Origin of the sequence: Emticicia sp. (assembly GCF_043780375.1) — a bacterium.
Lineage (GTDB): Bacteria > Bacteroidota > Bacteroidia > Cytophagales > Spirosomataceae > Emticicia.
This window is the reverse complement of record NZ_JAYWCU010000108.1, coordinates 1-17113: the sequence shown is the minus strand read 5'-3', so window position 1 is coordinate 17113 and position 17113 is coordinate 1. Positions and strand designations below refer to the sequence as shown.

General features: G+C 35.9%; 11 protein-coding genes. 5 read left to right on the top strand and 6 right to left on the bottom strand.

What is annotated here, in order from left to right; all coding sequences use genetic code 11:
• Nucleotides 1-1932, top strand: a 1932-nt coding sequence (locus tag ACH2CJ_RS07965; RefSeq protein ID WP_394991897.1) for a WD40/YVTN/BNR-like repeat-containing protein, incomplete at its 5' end; no start/stop codon positions are given.
• A 50-nt stretch (nucleotides 1933-1982) separates the two neighbouring features.
• Here ACH2CJ_RS07965 and ACH2CJ_RS07960 read toward each other — a convergent pair.
• From ACH2CJ_RS07960 to ACH2CJ_RS07950, 3 genes are read right to left on the bottom strand one after another with little or no spacing between them, the layout of a single operon-like run.
• On the bottom strand, nucleotides 1983-2804 hold the full coding sequence (locus tag ACH2CJ_RS07960) for an enoyl-CoA hydratase/isomerase family protein (RefSeq protein WP_394991896.1): 822 nt from the start codon (nucleotides 2802-2804) through the stop codon (nucleotides 1983-1985).
• A complete protein-coding gene (locus ACH2CJ_RS07955; protein ID WP_394991895.1) occupies nucleotides 2804-3715 on the bottom strand; it encodes a hydroxymethylglutaryl-CoA lyase in 912 nt (303 codons plus the stop codon). Before ACH2CJ_RS07955 ends, ACH2CJ_RS07960 begins: the two co-directional genes overlap by 1 nt.
• A 7-nt stretch (nucleotides 3716-3722) precedes the next feature.
• Nucleotides 3723-4871, bottom strand: coding sequence for an acyl-CoA dehydrogenase family protein (locus ACH2CJ_RS07950; RefSeq protein WP_394991893.1), 1149 nt, complete (start codon nucleotides 4869-4871; stop codon nucleotides 3723-3725).
• A 138-nt stretch (nucleotides 4872-5009) separates the two neighbouring features.
• Between ACH2CJ_RS07950 and ACH2CJ_RS07945 the strand changes: the two genes are divergently transcribed.
• Together ACH2CJ_RS07945 and ACH2CJ_RS07940 are read left to right on the top strand one after the other, a co-directional pair.
• The gene (locus ACH2CJ_RS07945; RefSeq protein WP_394991891.1) at nucleotides 5010-6614 is read left to right on the top strand and encodes an acyl-CoA carboxylase subunit beta; all 1605 of its coding nucleotides are present in this window, start codon (nucleotides 5010-5012) and stop codon (nucleotides 6612-6614) included.
• A gap of 146 nt (nucleotides 6615-6760) precedes the next feature.
• Nucleotides 6761-9640, top strand: a complete 2880-nt coding sequence (locus ACH2CJ_RS07940; protein WP_394991890.1) for a reprolysin-like metallopeptidase — start codon at nucleotides 6761-6763, stop codon at nucleotides 9638-9640.
• Between the two features lie 81 nt (nucleotides 9641-9721).
• Here ACH2CJ_RS07940 and ACH2CJ_RS07935 read toward each other — a convergent pair whose 3' ends face one another.
• From ACH2CJ_RS07935 to ACH2CJ_RS07925, 3 genes are all read right to left on the bottom strand, one after another.
• Nucleotides 9722-12046: a family 65 glycosyl hydrolase domain-containing protein gene (locus tag ACH2CJ_RS07935; protein ID WP_394991889.1), complete on the bottom strand. Its 2325-nt coding sequence runs from the start codon at nucleotides 12044-12046 to the stop codon at nucleotides 9722-9724.
• Nucleotides 12047-12111: 65 nt separating this feature from the next.
• On the bottom strand, nucleotides 12112-12759 hold the full coding sequence (gene pgmB, locus ACH2CJ_RS07930; protein ID WP_394991888.1) for a beta-phosphoglucomutase: 648 nt from the start codon (nucleotides 12757-12759) through the stop codon (nucleotides 12112-12114).
• A 72-nt stretch (nucleotides 12760-12831) separates the two neighbouring features.
• On the bottom strand, nucleotides 12832-14709 hold the full coding sequence (locus ACH2CJ_RS07925; RefSeq protein WP_394991887.1) for a glycoside hydrolase family 13 protein: 1878 nt from the start codon (nucleotides 14707-14709) through the stop codon (nucleotides 12832-12834).
• Between the two features lie 150 nt (nucleotides 14710-14859).
• Here ACH2CJ_RS07925 and ACH2CJ_RS07920 point away from each other — a divergent pair, with 150 nt between their 5' ends.
• Complete coding sequence (locus ACH2CJ_RS07920) at nucleotides 14860-16629, top strand: alpha-amylase family glycosyl hydrolase (RefSeq protein WP_394991898.1); 1770 nt, start codon at nucleotides 14860-14862, stop codon at nucleotides 16627-16629.
• A gap of 68 nt (nucleotides 16630-16697) precedes the next feature.
• Nucleotides 16698-17113: MFS transporter (locus tag ACH2CJ_RS07915; RefSeq protein ID WP_394991886.1), on the top strand; the 416-nt coding region annotated here is incomplete at its 3' end.

Genomic DNA, 17113 nt, shown 5'->3' with positions numbered 1-17113 from the left:
ATAGGTTTGAGAGATTGGTATTCGGTAGCTGGTGGAGAGTCAGGCTATATTGCGATTGACCCTAAAAACTCAAAAATTACTTATGGTGGCTCTTATGATGGTTTTATGACCAAGCAAAATGCAGCAAATAACCAAGAACAAAATATAATGGTTTACCCTGAAAATAATATGGGACATACTTCGGCTGAAAAGAAATACCGTTTTCAGTGGACATACCCAATATTATTTTCACCACATGATGGTACTCGTTTGTATGCCACTTCGCAATATGTGCATGTTACGCATGATGAAGGGCATTCGTGGGAAACCATTAGTCCAGATTTGACTCGCAATGACCCAAAAACTACTGGAGCAACGGGTGGGCCAATTACGCTAGACCAAACTGGTGCAGAGATTTATGCAACGATTTTTGCTTTGGCAGAATCAACAATAGAAAAGGGTAATATTTGGGCAGGTTCTGACGATGGATTTGTTCATGTTACAAAAGATAATGGTAAAAATTGGACTAATATTACGCTTCCGACTTCACAATTAGGCGATTTTGCTTTAATAAGCACTATTCATCCTTCTGATTTTGTAAAAGGAAAAGCATACATGGCAGCTACTCGATATATGTTTGGCGATAGAAAACCTTATTTATTCAAGACAAGTGATTATGGCAAAACTTGGACTGCGATAAGCAACGGAATTCCAGGAGACGAATATACTCGTGTGCTACGTGAAGATCCAAACAAAGCAGGGTTGCTTTATGCAGGAACCGAAAGAGGTGTTTATGTTTCATTTGACGATGGTGAAAATTGGAATACTTTTAGTCAGAATCTGCCAATTTCTTCGGTGCGTGATTTACAAATCCATAAAAGAGAAAAAGATTTAGTTGTTGCTACGCATGGTCGTTCATTTTGGATTTTGGATGATTTAACCCCTCTTCACGAAATAAAAGACAATTTGATTAAGGGTTCGGAAGCATATTTATTCAAACCTCGTCATTCATACCGTATGCAAGGTGGCGATGGTGGTGGCAGACGTGGTGTTCCGCAAGACGAAGGTCAGAATGCTCCCAATGGTGTTTTAGTTAATTATTATTTGGAAAGTACTCCTAAAGATGAAGTAAAAATACAGTTTTTGACTATGAATAATGATACAATTGTTACTTATTCTAACCAAAAAGATGTGAAAGGAGAAGCTTTGAAGATTTCAAAAGACTTTTATGAAGATACCAAAATGCAGCGATCAGGTACAGTTGCGGCAAATGTTGGCTTAAATCGTTTTGTTTGGAATATGCGTTATGCTGATGCCACCGAAATTGAAGGAGAAAAATCACCAATGTGGGCAGGTAGTTTGACTGGTCCAAAAGTTGTTCCTGGAAATTATAAAGTACGATTGATAGTTGGTAAAAACGTTGTGCAAGAAGAAACTGCCGAAATCAAGAAAGACCCCCGTAATGAAGCGTCTGATGCTGATTTGAAAGCTCAATTTGATTTATTATTGAAAATTCACAATAAATTAGAAGAAAATCATAAGGCAATCAATCAAATGCGAGAAATTAAGAAAGCAGTTAGCGAATATATGAAAAGTGTAAAAGACACAGTTTTGATTGCTAAATTTCAGAAATTGACCAAACCAATGCTCAAAAACTTAGAAGATTTGGAGCAAACTTTGGTGCAAAACAAAGCTCGTGCAACACAAGATTTATTGGCATATCCGATTCGTTTGAATGATAAAATTGCAGGAGTTGCAAGTGTTGTTTCAAGTTCCGATGCTAAACCAACCAAAGGCTCACATGAGGCATTTGATGATTTGAGCAAAAAAATGGAAATAAGCACAACAAAACTTAGAAAGATAATTGACGAAGATGTACCGGCATTTAACAAATTAGTAAGCGAAAATCAACTTCCAGCAATAAATGTTGGGAAGAAGAAAGATATTAATTAGGAAAAAAGTAGGGGTTCAAAATTTTGAACCTCTACTTTTTATTCGCCATATTAATTTCCCCAATTTGGGTTTCTTTTTTCTTTAAAAGCCAAAATTCCTTCTTTTGCATCGGCTGAATTTTTTATTTCTTGCAAGATGTTTAATAAGTATTGATGTTGTTCGTTTTCTGAAAGGTTTTGGAGCTTGTTTAATGCTTCAAAACCTTTTTTTATGGCAAACGGTGAGTTTTCTAAAATGCTGTTAATTAATGTGATTGTATCATTTTTGATATTTTCTTTTGTAGAAAGATGCGTAACTAAGCCTAAATCAAATGCTTCCTTAGCAGTGTAGTTTTTGCCCAAAATACATATTTCCAAAACTTTTCGTTGAGGCATGATTTTTAGTAAAGTTGCCATTACTTGCAAAGGAAAAATGCCCCGTTTTACTTCGGGTAATCCATATTGTGCATCTTCGTTAGAAATCACAAAAGTACATCCTCCTATAAACAAAAAACCACCTGCTACAACATTCCCTTCAACTTTTGCAATGCAAGGTTTTTCCAAATATTTGAAGGCATCACCAATCGTAATTTGACTTAATGGGGCTGGCAAGGTTATATTTTTGATGTCTAATTCTGGATTTTGAAAAACATTTAAATCCATTCCTGCACAAAAAACTGTTCCAGCCGCTTCGACCAAAACACACCAAATCTCCTTGTTGAAATGTGCATAAGCCAAAGCAAATGCAACTTCATGCACCATCGTAGGTGTGAAGGCATTCCTTTTTTCAGGACGATTCAGAGTGATAGTAAAAAGTTTTCCTTCTTGCTTTGTTTTAATGAGTTGAAATTCAACTTTCGGGTATTTTTCGGTATCAGAGTTTAAAAAAAACATTAGTATATCATTTCTTGAAAAGCTAATTTTAAATCACTAACTAATTGATTATCAGTATTCTTTGAAAATTTCAATAAATTTTCAGTTGCCATATTGCCAACCAATTCATCATCTGCCATTGGGCAACCACCATAGCCCAAAATCGCTCCATCAAATCTTCGGCACCCTGCTTTATAAGCGGCTTCAATTTTTTCTTGCCAAGTATCGGGCGTTGTGTGCAAATGTGAGCCAAATTCTACGTTTGGATATTTAGGAATTAGGTTTTCAAATAAATATTTTATTGAATCAGGTTTTGCTACCCCAACTGTATCTGACAAAGAAAATATTTTTATACCTAATTGCTCTAATTGTTCTACCCAATGTAATGCAATTTCGGCGTTCCAAATATCGCCGTAAGGATTCCCAAAGCCCATTGAAATATAGATAACTAATTGTTTGTTAGCTTGTTGGGTAATTTCCTGAATAGATTTTACACGTTCCAATGACTCGAAAATAGTTGCATTGGTATTGCGTAATTGAAACGTTTCTGAAATCGAAAAGGGATAGCCTAGATAAGTAATCTCGTTAAACTGGCAAGCCTCCAAAGCTCCACGTTCGTTGGCAATAATAGCCAAAAGTTTAGATTTTGACTCTTGAATATTTAGTTTTTTGATTAAATCTTTTGTGTCCGCCATTTGCGGAATGACCTTTGAAGAAACAAAACTCCCAAAATCTATTGTATCGAATAGATTACTTTCGAGTAATAAATTGATATACTTTATTTTTTTTTCAGTTGGAATAAATTGATGCAAACCCTGAATCGCATCACGGGGACATTCTATAATCTTCATGATTATTTTGTGAAATGCTTCCTTCGACTTGGCGGTCGAAGGAAGCAGACTTACAGGAAGCGAAGTGGAACTTCGCCCCAAAATTCCATTATTTAACTAATTCTCTACAAATTACTATTTTCTGAATCTCGCTCGTCCCCTCGCCAATTGTACAAAGTTTGGCATCACGGTAGTATTTTTCGGCTGGAAAATCTTTTGTATAACCATATCCACCATGAATTTGGATGCCTTCGGTTGCTACTTCAACTGCTGTTTCGGATGCAAAAAGTTTTGCCATAGCACCTTCTTTAGTCATTTTTTTGCCTTGATTTTTCAAGTTACCAGCATTACGAGTCAATAATTCGGCTGCTTCGATTTTTGTTGCCATTTCAGCCAATTTAAAGCTAATTCCTTGAAAATTGATAATACTTTTGCCAAATTGGTGTCTTTCTTGGGCATATTTTAGGGCTGCTTCGTACGCACCTTTAGCAATTCCGAGCGAAAGTGCTGCAATCGAAATTCTTCCTCCATCTAAAATCTTCAAAGATTGTACGAAACCATCTCCAACATGACCCAAAATATTATCTTTGTGAACTCGACAATTATCAAAAAACAAACAAGCCGTTTCGCTGGCTCTCATACCTAATTTATTTTCTTTTTTTCCTGACGAAAAGCCTTCCGTGCCTTTTTCTATAATGAATGCTGTCATGCCATGAGAGTCGCCTTTTTCGCCTGTACGAACAATTACAACGGATACTTCTGAACTAATAGCATGCGTAATAAAATTTTTAGAGCCATTTAATACGAAATAATCGCCGTCTTCAACTGCCGTAGTTGTCATGCCGCCAGCATCCGAACCTGTGCCTGTTTCGGTCAATCCCCAAGCTCCAATCCATTGTCCCGAAGCTAATTTTGGCAAATATTTATGCTTTTGCTCTTCGTTTCCAAACGTAAGAATATGGTTAGTGCATAGCGAATTGTGTGCAGCAACCGAAAGACCAATTGAGCCACATACCTTTGAAATTTCGTCAACAACTGTAATATATTCTTGATAACCAAGTCCCGAACCGCCATAAATTTCTGGTACAAGTATGCCCATAAAACCATAATCGCCCATTTTGTGGAATAATTCAACAGGAAATTTTTGCGATTCATCCCATTCCATCAGGTGCGGACGAATATAATTTTCGGCAAAATCTTTTGCACTTTGCTGTATCATTTCTAAAGTTTCGCCAGTTTCCGTTTCTAAGTAATTCATTGTATTTTATTGTTTGTTGATAATTTAGTTGCAATATTAATCATTGTTTTGACAACTATTTGTCATATTTGCAAAAATTGTTTAAAACAATGAAAAATTATCATTATTTTGCTTCATCAACGAAATATAAAAAGAATTATGCTAAAATTAGAAGAATTATTACACGAATTGAATGAACGGTACGAAAAAATAAAATTAGGCGGAGGTTTGAAGAAAATAGAAGCCCATAAAGCCAAAGGAAAGCTAACTGCAAGGGAAAGAATAGAATATTTAAGAGATAAAGATAAAAATTTTATTGAGTTTGGAACATTCGCAGGTGAGGGAATGTATGAAGAAGATGGCGGTTGCCCAAATGGTGGTTGTGTTTGTGGAATTGGATATGTGAGTGGCAAAATGTGTGTAATAGTGTCGAATGATGCAACCGTAAAAGCTGGGGCATGGTTTCCTATTACTGCAAAAAAAAATCTTCGAGCCCAAGAAATTGCGATGGAAAATCGCTTACCAATTATTTATTTAGTTGATTCGGCAGGAGTTTATTTACCGATGCAGTCGGAAGTTTTTGCTGATAAAGAGCATTTTGGTCGCATTTTTAGGAATAATGCTCAAATGTCTTCGGCAGGAATACCGCAAGTGGCTGCAATTATGGGTAGTTGTGTGGCAGGTGGAGCATATTTGCCTATCATGTCAGATTATGCTTTGATTGTTGAAGGAACGGGTTCGGTCTTTTTGGCAGGTTCATATTTGGTTAAATCTTCGATTGGTGAAGAGATTGATAATGAAACTTTGGGTGGAGCTACTACGCATTGCGAAATTTCGGGCGTAACTGACAATAAATTCCCGAATGATAAAGCCTGTTTGGACGAAATTCGTAATATTTTCGACAAAATGGGGCATTTTGATAAAGCAGGTTTTGATAAAAAAGAAGCCTTTCCGCCTAAAAAAGATCCCAATGAAATCTATACGATTTTGCCTGCTGACAGAGCCAAACCGTATGATATGGTAGAAATTATTGAAAGAATGGTTGATAATTCGGAATTTGACCAATATAAAAAAGGTTATGGACAAACGATTTTGTGCGGACTTGCCAGGATTGATGGTTGGGCTGTTGGTATTGTTGCGAACCAACGAAAAATTGTTAAAAGTAAGAAAGGAGAGATGCAAATGGGCGGTGTAATTTACTCAGATTCGGCCGACAAAGCCGCTCGATTTATTATGAATTGTAACCAACAAAAAATTCCTTTGGTTTTCCTGCAAGATGTTACTGGTTTTATGGTTGGCAGTCGTTCTGAGCATGGAGGAATTATAAAAGATGGAGCAAAAATGGTTAATGCCATGGCAAATTCGGTAGTGCCGAAATTTACTTTTATCGTCGGAAATTCTTATGGTGCAGGCAACTATGCGATGTGTGGTAAGGCTTATGACCCTCGTTTGATTTATTCGTGGGTTACAGCACAAATGGCCGTAATGAGCGGGGCTGCGGCGGCAAAAACTTTGGTGCAAATTCAAACTGCAACTTTAAAATCAAAGGGAATAACAATAGGAGATGTAGAAGAAAAAGAACTTTTAGATAAAATTACTGACCGTTATAATTCTCAATTGAGTCCATATTTTGCTGCGTCAAATCTTTGGGTAGATGGCGTGATTGACCCATTAGAAACACGTAAAATTATTTCGATGGGAATTGAGGCCGCCAATCATGCACCGATTACGAAGCGATATAATGTTGGAGTGATTCAGACGTAGGATCTGTGAAATTTCTATTGCAAAGCTATCAATTGATTTTGATAGCTTTTTTTGTTTTAAAATACCGTTAGATAAAATATTAATAATCAACTCAGGCTTATTTCATTTTATCGTAGCTTTACCTTTAAATCTAAACTTTATCAGTCGTGAAAAAATATATACTTCTTCTGTTTTTTACTCCAATCACTTTTTTGTTTGCACAAAATGAAAAACTTACCATAAAAATAAATTTATTGTCGGTTCAAGAAAAATTAAAAAATGCCCCTAAAGAGATAAGTATTTTAGTCGCAAAGAAACAATCGGAAGACGGTGGCATAGCCTTAGATTTGCCAATGGCTGATGGAAGTTATATGACTTTTAAAGTTATAGAATCGCCTTTAATGTCAGACGAATTGGCGAAAAGATTCCCCGATATAAAAACTTATCGAGCATTTAGCATTTCTGAAGACAAAGAAGCATCTGGTTTATTTACAGTAGCTCCGAGTGGTGTTTATGGATTATTTTTTACAGCCAAGGGTAATGTAATTATTGCACCTAAAAATATTTCACAAAATGAACATGAGGTTTTTTACCAAAATGATTTATTGACCGATGGGCAATGTGAAATACGTGATGAACATATAAATACATTAGGGAAAAACTTTAAAGCAAAAGCTATTCAAGGGTATAGTAATGGAGGAACACTCCGCACTTATAGAATGTCAATTCTTACAACAGGGGAATTTTATGCAAGTAACGGAGGTACTTTGGTCGCAGCACAAGCGGCTGTTGTTAGTATTGTAAATTCCCTTAAAGCAGTTTATGAGAAAGAAGTTTCAGTAAGTTTTATGTTAGTAAATACTAAAATTTATACCGATGCTACAACCGACCCTTTTAATGGTTCAGATGCTCTTAAAGCCGCAGAAACATTTGGAGCATTGGCAACTTCTGACCCAGCTAATTTTGCACTTTCGACCTATGATATTGGACACGTATTACATGGAACATCGGGCGGTGGAGTGGCTTATTTGAATGGCCCTTGTCGGAATTTCAATTTGAGTGCAAATCCAAGTCCTATAAAAGCTGGTGGTTGGAGTGGCTCAAATCCGAGTTCGTTTAGTACATTTATCCATGAGGTTGGTCATCAATTCAGTGCGGGTCATACTTTTAATAGTATTAATGATGGTTGTACAGGTAATATAATGACAGGTTCAGCCTATGAACCAGGTAGTGGTTCAACCTACATGTCTTATTGGGGAAATTGCACTCCTGATAATATTAGCGGTTCTGTGAATAGAACATATTTTCATACAAATAGCTTGGAAAGTATAATTAGTTACAGCATAAGTACTGGTACTTGTAGTGTAAATACGGCAACAGGTAATACTGCTCCTGTGGTCAATGCAAACCCCAATGGCATAGCATTAGTCATTCCAAAAGGAACACCGTTTACTTTAATTGGAAGTGGAACTGATGCAAATGGAGAAACAATATTGTATAACTGGGAACAATACAATTTGGGTACAACTCGTGGAGGGGCAGATGATGCCCAAAGTTCTACTGATTCACCTATTTTTAGAAGTGTTGCACCTTCTTCAACAGGGAATATAAGAATGTTTCCAACATTAGCCACAATTTTATCAGGTAGTGTTGCCAATAATGATGAAGCATTGCCACAAGTTGCACGTACAATTAATATGAGATTGACAGGTCGTGATAGTCGAAGTAGTGGCGGTGGAGTAGATTCAAAAGATGTTACAGTAACAGTTGATGGAACAAAAGGTCCTTTAGCTGTTACATTACCTAACGGAGGAGAAACATGGACTGCTGGAAATACCCAAACGGTTAATTGGAGCGTGAATAGTACAAATTTATTGAGTACAAACGTTGACATATATTTATCAGTTGACGGGGGAAGCACTTTTCCTTATCTTATTGTAAGTAATACACCTAATGATGGGATTGAAAACTATTTGGTTTCGGCAAATATTGCAAATAGTACCCAAGCAAGAGTAAAAGTAATAAGTAGAGGTAGTTCTTCATCTAATTTCTTTGATATTTCAAATGCTAATTTTACTTTAACCTCAACTTGTCAACCTATAAGTAGTATTATTTGTTCAGATGCTACAGTTTCTGCTCAATCTGGAAATGCGAGCTTGAATTTAGGCTTGACATTTACGCCAGTGAGTAAGTTTATTGGTTCAAGTAGGGCTTTTAGTACTGCTGGAGCTGGTAGTTTTCCAGTTATTAATTATACAAATGATACATATACTGTTTGTCAAGCTTCAACTTGGGGTAATTCAAATGCAGTTTTAGTAAAATTTAGAGTCTCACAATCAGGAACATACACAGTTTCAAGCGTTGGTAATGGATCTGCAGTTTATAGCATTTTTTCATCCGCTACATTTAATTGTAATAATTTTGTTGGTGGTAATTCAAATGGTGCGATTAGCAACAATGGTTCTCGCAATATTGTATTGAATGCGTGTACAAGCTACTATGCCTTACTATATAATATTAATGAAACAAATACAAGTATTACATTTAGTGTTCAAGGTACAGGGGATATATATGAAGAATTAACAATTCCTGTTGGGTACAGCTATACTTATATGGCTTTAAATACCACAACCAGTACAATTGCTGCTCAAAATGCCACTTCAAATTTTACAACTTTAGCAGCAGGCAATTTTGAAGTATATGGCGTTATGTATAAAAATGGAGTTGTTCCTACAAGTTTCGTTGGACAGTCTTTGAATGCTATCATATCTGCAAATTGCTTACTTTTTAGCGATAATAAGAAGATATTGAATATTTCGCCAAATCCTTGTGCTTCACTATTACCTTTAAGCAACCCAACTGATAATATCTCCTCAGGAAATATAACAAAACAAGCATCAGCCACAAATGGAACGATCACAGCGACAAATTTCGTAACTGGTGCAGGCACAAGAGCAACTTACCAAGCAAAAAATATCCAACTCAATGCTGGTTTTAAAGCAGATAGTGGTACAATTTTCAAAGCAGAAATAGGAGGGTGCAATTGAGGTTTCAATGTTGGGTTCGGAATGTATAAAAAAACGCTGTCAAATCATAATCTGACAGCGTTTTTTGTTTGTTCACAAATATTAGTAAGTAACCAATTTTGTAGTATTGGCATTAACTAAAACCTCTTTACCATAAACCAAAACGGAAATTGATTTTTTAGAAAGATTTTCTATTTCTATGATATTCGGTTTTATAGAAACCTGTAAGGCTTTGTTTCTAAAACCAACTCTAAACGAAAATCCTTGCCATTGTTCGGGTAGAAATGGCTCGAAAGAGAGCATATCTTGTTTAACTCTCATGCCACCAAAACCCTGCACAACAGATAGCCAAGTGCCAGCCATTGAGGTAATATGCAAGCCGTCTTCGGTGTCATTATTATAATCGTCCAAGTCGAGACGAGCAGTACGCACATACATTTCGTAAGCCTTGTCTTTTTTGTCTAATCGTGCCGCATGAATCACGTGTACGCATGGTGAAAGTGATGATTCATGGACTGTCATTGGTTCATAAAAATCAAAATTCCTGCGTAATTCATCAATCGTAAAATCCTCTTCAAAGAAATACATTCCTTGCAAAACGTCGGCTTGTTTGATAAAACACGAACGCAAAATTCTGTCCCAAGACCATTTTTGATTGATAGGACGATGCTCGGAAATGTCTGCAACAGTCAATAATTCTTTGTCCAAAAAACCATCTTGTTGCAAGAAAACCTGACGATTTTCATCATAAGGCAAGTGCATATTTTCTACAATATGTTGCCATTTTTTGCTTTCGTTTGTATAATTAAGGCTTGTTTTGACAATAACTTTGTCAAATATTTCTTGATTCTCACCTTTAAGTTTTTCAAAACTTTCGATAGTATATTTCAAACACCAAACCGCCAAATAATTGGTATACCAGTTATTATTGATATTGTTTTCATATTCATTTGGACCTGTTACACCCAACATTACATATTTGTTTTTGTCAGCCGACCAATTAACACGCTGCGACCAAAACCTTGCTATACCGGTCAAAACTTCAAGACCATACTCTTCTAAATATTTGGCATCGCCGGTATAACGCACATAATCAAAAATTGCATAAGCAATTGCTCCATTTCTGTGAATTTCTTCAAAAGTAATTTCCCATTCGTTATGGCACTCTTCGCCATTCATCGTTACCATCGGATAAAGTGCTGCTCCGTCAGAAAAGCCTAATTTCTCGGCATTTTCAATAGCTTTTTGTAGATGATTGTGACGATAAACCAATAAATTTCGGGCAACTTTTTGGTCAGAAGTAGCTAAATAAAAAGGCAAACAATAAGCTTCGGTATCCCAATAAGTTACACCGCCGTATTTTTCTCCTGTAAAACCTTTTGGGCCAATATTTAAACGAGCGTCTTCGCCCGTATAAGTTTGCTGCAACTGAAAAATATTGAAACGAATCGCTTGTTGAGCTGCTACATCACCTTCAATTTGAATATCGTTTCCTTCCCATTTTTTTGCCCAAGCCGTTTTTTGTTCAGCAAGCATCAAGTCAAAGCCCTTTTTAGTAACTTTATCAAGATAATTTTTCGCATTTGAACTTAATTTCTCAATCGAATGATTTTCTGAGGAAAGATTAACGGCAAATTTAATGATTGAAGTTTCTTGGTTTTCCTCTAAATTAATTTTTATTTCGTTGGCAACATAACTTTCTTTTTTTATTGGAAGTGTTTGATAATCAACAAGTTGAGTTTCTTGATAAATCTTAAACTTCATACCCGTACACACTTGAAAAGTAGGCACAGTATCCCAAGCAGATTGCTTGGTTTCGAGTGTCAAATAAGCCTCTCCGTGTGCAGTTTCTTTACTGATTTCTTTCCAGAATTTTTCGCCATGATTCGAGTCTTTGTTAGAAACATCACCATCAAGCGAAATCGTGATTTTGGCTGAACCAGAAAAGTTTAACGGAGTAATTGAATATTTAATTACACCTGCTTCATCATCAACCATGCTCAAAAAACGCTGCGAATGAATTTTTAGTTGTTTGTTATTTGATAATTCAACGGTGCAAATACGCTCTAAAACACCTGTTTTCATATTCAGTGTTCTGTTGAACTCTAAAATTTCAGATGTGTTTAAATCAAGCACTTCGCCATCAATTTCGATGTCAATTCCAGTCCAATTACAAGCATTGATAACTTTGGCAAAATAATTTGGATAGCCATTTTTCCACCAACCTACACGAGTTTTGTCAGGAAACCAAACTCCAGCAACATAGTTGCCTTTTAGGGTTTTTCCACTATAATTTTCTTCAAAATTTCCACGTCCGCCCATGCGACCGTTGCCCAAACTCATCAAACTTTCGGTAATTTCGTTATGTTCGGCGTGGAATCCTTCTTCTATGATGCACCACGCATCATGTTTTATGTAATCTTTCATTATCGTATGTCGGCTTTTATAACCGACTTTATAGGTAAAGTATTTTTGTTATTTTTTGGTTTGGTTTAAATCTGGTTCAATAAAACATTTAAATCAAGTCCTTCAAACCCAGCCAAAACTATATCAGCTTTTGTTAAAACTTCTGGTTTTCCGATGCCAACTACTTTCATTCCTGCTCTTTTTCCTGACTCAACGCCAGCCACCGCATCTTCAAAAACAATACATTCGTCTGGCGAAAAACCTAATTCGGCTGCACCTTTCAAAAATACTTCGGGGTCTGGTTTGCTTCGCAAAATTTTCGTACCGTCAATAATAGTATCAAATTCTTGCAATAAACCAACACTTTTCAATATCATTTTGGCATTTTTACTGACCGAACCTAATCCAATTTTTATATCAGTTTGTTTGATTTGCTTCAAAAAATCGGTAATTCCAGGCAAAATATCATCGGGTGTCATTTTGCTGACCAAACTCAAATAGTTTTCATTCTTTTTGGCAGCTAACTCAAGTTTTTTATCCTCACTCAACTCAATGCCACCATGTTTTAAAATCAAATCGAGCGACTCCATGCGGCTGATACCCTTCAACCCTTCGTTGAATTGCTCTGAAATATCAAATCCTAAATCGTTGGCCATTTGTCTCCATGCTTGGTAATGAAAAATTGCTGTTTCGACAATTACGCCATCTAAATCAAATAAAAATGCTTTAATCATTGTTGTGTTTTATAAACTTAATGTTAAGAAGTCCCTTTTCTCATCGGGGAAAAGGATTTAGAAATTGGGGCTTTAGTTCAATTCCAAGATAATTGCTGTCATTGCAGGTACTTTTAAGGTCGAAATATCATTCAAAACTTCATCTGTCATGATATTTTTTGCTGATTTTGCACCTTTGATTATTTCAGCAAAATTCTTGGTTGAAAAAGTTGTTTCAGTTTTTTTTGTATTACTAATAACCATTACTGTTTGCTTTTCGGTATAACGAAAATATACATAAACGCCATTATCGAAAGGTGTGAATTGCATAAATTTCCCCTTAGTCAATGCTTCTGAATTTTTTCGATAATTCAGAAGTTTTTTGTTGAAATCAAAAGCCTCATTTTCTTTAGCATTGCGTCCTGCTACGGTAAATTTATTTTCACTATCACCTTTAAAACCTCCTAGAAAATCTTTTCTTACTTCCGCATCGGTTGGATTTTTGAAATTTTTCATCAAAAACTCAGTACCATAATACATTTGCGGAATGCCACGAAGGGTATAAAGCCATGTCAAACCTAATTTATATTTATTAAAATCTTCACCAATTACTGAAAAATAGCGGTCAGTATCATGATTTTCCACAAAAGGCACAAGTCTTTCTGGGTTTTGGTAAATAATGTCTTGTGCCAAAGTTTGGTAAAGTCTATTTACGCCATTATTCCAACCAAAATCTTCGTTCAATGATGAATTAATAGCTCCTTGAAGCACAAAATCGCAACCTGCAGGTAAATTGCATTTGAACGGAATATTCAAATTGTTTTTTGTAAAATAAGCTTGACTAATTGGGCTATTTACTGCCGATTCGCCAAAAAGCAACATTTGCGGGTATTCGTCTAAAATCGCTTTGTTACAACGATTCATAAACTCCATATCATTATAAATATAGGTGTCAATTCGCCATGAATCAATGTTAAAATATTCGATTGTCCAGAGAGCGTGTTGAATCAAATAATTTGCCAAAAGTGGGTCTTTTTGGTTTAAATCTGGTAAAAAAGAAGTAAACCAACCATCAACGGTTACTTTTTTGTCATATTTCGAGCCATTGACATCAAAAAGTGGTTGGTCTTTGTATGAAGTATTGGTGTATTTATCCCAATTGTGAATCCACGTCTTTGAAGGCAAATCTTGGTTAAACCAAGCATCTTCACCCACGTGATTATAGACCGCATCTTGCACAATTTTTATGCCTTTTTTGTGAGCCGCATCGATCAATTTCAAATAAGCAGCATTTCCACCAAAACGCTTATCAACTTGATAATGGTCAGTAAAATGATAACCATGATACGAGCTACGCATCGTGCCACCTTCATTGCTTTGGTGAGTATTATTCTCAATAATTGGTGTCATCCAAAGTGCTGTAACGCCCAATTCTTTAAAATAATCAAGATGGTCAATGATTCCTTGTAAATCTCCACCATGACGCAACCACGGACTTTTACGGTCAGCCTGAGGGTCATTCATGTCAGTAAATTTATCGTTCGATTCGTCACCATTTGCAAATCGGTCTGGCATCAACAAATAAACTACATCTGCTTGTGTCACGGCTTGAGGTTTTGCTGTTCTTTGTCGTAATTCATAATCAATATTCACCGCTGACTGTCCATTACCAACCGTAAACTGTATTTTACCAGCTTTCGTGTTCTTTGCAATTTCAACATCAACAAAAAGATAATTGGAATTTTCTGTTTTCTGAATTTTCTTTAATTTAACGCCAACGTAGGGTTTTAAACTAATTTTTGAAGAAGCGATATTTTTGCCATAAACCAATATTTGAAGGTTTGGGTTTTTCATGCCAACCCACCAATTTGAAGGGTCAATACGTTGAATATCAGGGTTTTGACTAAAAACATGGAGTGGCAAACCTAATTGTACAAAAACAAGAAGGAGTGAAAGTTTTGTAAGTTTCATATTTGTTAAAGTATTTGTTCGTAAGGCAAAATAACACAATCAAAGTATTTTTTCATAAAAAAATCTTGTTTAGATTTGAAACGAACTTCAACCTACGACAAAATGAATAAATCAATTGCCATTGTTTTGGTGGCTTTATGCCATTTTTCGATGGCTCAAATCCCAATCAAAATGACCAAAGAAAAACAAACCGACAAATTGGTAGTTTATCAAATTTACACCCGCTTGTTCGGAAATCTCAAAACCACCAATAAATTCAACGGAACTTTAGAAGAAAACGGCACAGGGAAATTCAACGATATCAATGATAAAGCCTTGAAGGCACTCAAAAAATTTGGTGTTTCGCACGTTTGGTTTACTGGTGTAATTGAACACGCAACCATGACCGATTATTCAAAGTTTAAGATTCCGCAAGACAATCCTTTGGTTGTAAAAGGTATTGCAGGCTCGCCATATGCCATCAAGGATTATTATGATGTCAATCCTGATTTGGCAATTGATGTGAAAAATCGAATGAAGGAATTTGAAGATTTGGTGGCAAGAAGTCATAAAAACGAACTCAAAGTTTTGATTGATTGTGTGCCCAATCACGTAGCAAGAAGCTATCATTCTGATAAAAAACCAAAAGGTGTTAAAGATTTTGGCGAAGAAGATGATAAAACCAAAACTTTTGCTCCCTACAATAATTTCTATTATATACCAGGACAAGCTTTTATTGTGCCTGATGGAGTTCAACCTCCCGTAAAAGTCAATAATAGTTATTATGAATCTCCTGCAAAAGCAACGGGAAACGATGTTTTTTCCGCAAAACCAAGTATTAATGATTGGTTTGAGACAATTAAACTCAACTATGGCGTAGATTATTTGGATAACAGAAGTAAGCATTTCGAGCCTATTCCGAGTACTTGGCTGAAAATGCGTGATATTTTGGCCTTTTGGACAAAAAAAGGCGTTGATGGTTTTAGATGTGATATGTCGGAAATGGTGCCTGTGGAGTTTTGGGGTTGGGTGATTCCTGAAATTAAAAAACTCAATCCAAACGTAATTTTTATTGCCGAAATTTATAACCCACAAACCTATAACCAATATCTTTTTGAAGGTAAATTCGATTATTTGTACGACAAAGTTGGTTTATACGATACCCTTCGTAAATTAATGGAAGGGAATGGAAATGCCAATGATATTACGAGTGTTTGGCAAAACGAATCGGGAAATTTTGCAAATAGAATGTTGCGTTTTTTAGAAAACCATGATGAACACCGCATTGCTTCAAAATATTTTGCCAATGACCCATTTAAGGCGATACCTGCGATGGTGGTGAGTTCAACACTTCATAGTGGGCCTGTAATGCTTTATTTTGGTCAAGAAGTAGGAGTAAAGCCAACGGTTGCCGAAGGTTTTAGTGGAGATGATGGCCGAACTACAATGTTTGATTATTGGGGTGTTCCCGAATTTCAGAATTGGGTAAATAATCATAATTATGATGGTGGAAAATTGACGTCAGAACAGAAGAATATCAGAAACTTTTACGCTGAATTACTGAAATTTGTTAATAATAGTGATGCTGTAAAAAATGGACAATTTTATGATTTGCAATATGTCAATAATAATGGTCAAGCTGTAAATTATAATGATAAAAAAATATATAGTTATTTAAGGTTTACAGAAAATCAAAAATTGTTGTTTATTTGCAACTTTGACTTGGAAAAATTATATTCTACCAATATTTTTATTCCGCAAGGAGCTTGGAATCTGATGAAAATAGACACCAAAGTACCTGTAAGTTATACTAATGTTTTGAGTTTTGATAGAGAGTCTAATAGTCAAACTATCAATCAGCAAACAAAAGCCATTTCATTTTTGGAGGCTCTCAGTATAAATTTAGCCCCAAATAGTGTGACAGTTTTTGAAATAAAATAAAAAAAACTCTCCCAAATACCTAATAGGGTAGGGTTAAAGCATGTTATTCAACCTTTTACCTATAAAAAATGGCATCAGCAACATCAATGCAAACGTCTGGCGGAAAAGCCAAACCAAAACTCTCGTTTTGGCAATTATGGAACATGAATTTCGGTTTTTTCGGAATTCAATTTGGCTGGGGATTACAACTCGCCAATATGAGTGGAATTTACGCACAACTTAAAGCAAATCCAGACGAAATTCCTATTTTGTGGTTGGCTGGCCCGATGACAGGGCTTTTGATTCAGCCCTTGATTGGCTCAATGAGTGACCGAACTTGGACAAAATTTGGGAGAAGAAGACCTTATTTCTTTATTGGGTCAATTTTTGCATCTATTGGCTTGTTTTTGATGCCTGAGTCGAAGTTGTTATGGATGGCTGCTACGTTACTTTGGGTGCTTGACGCAAGTATAAATGTTTCGATGGAGCCTTTCCGTGCATTTGT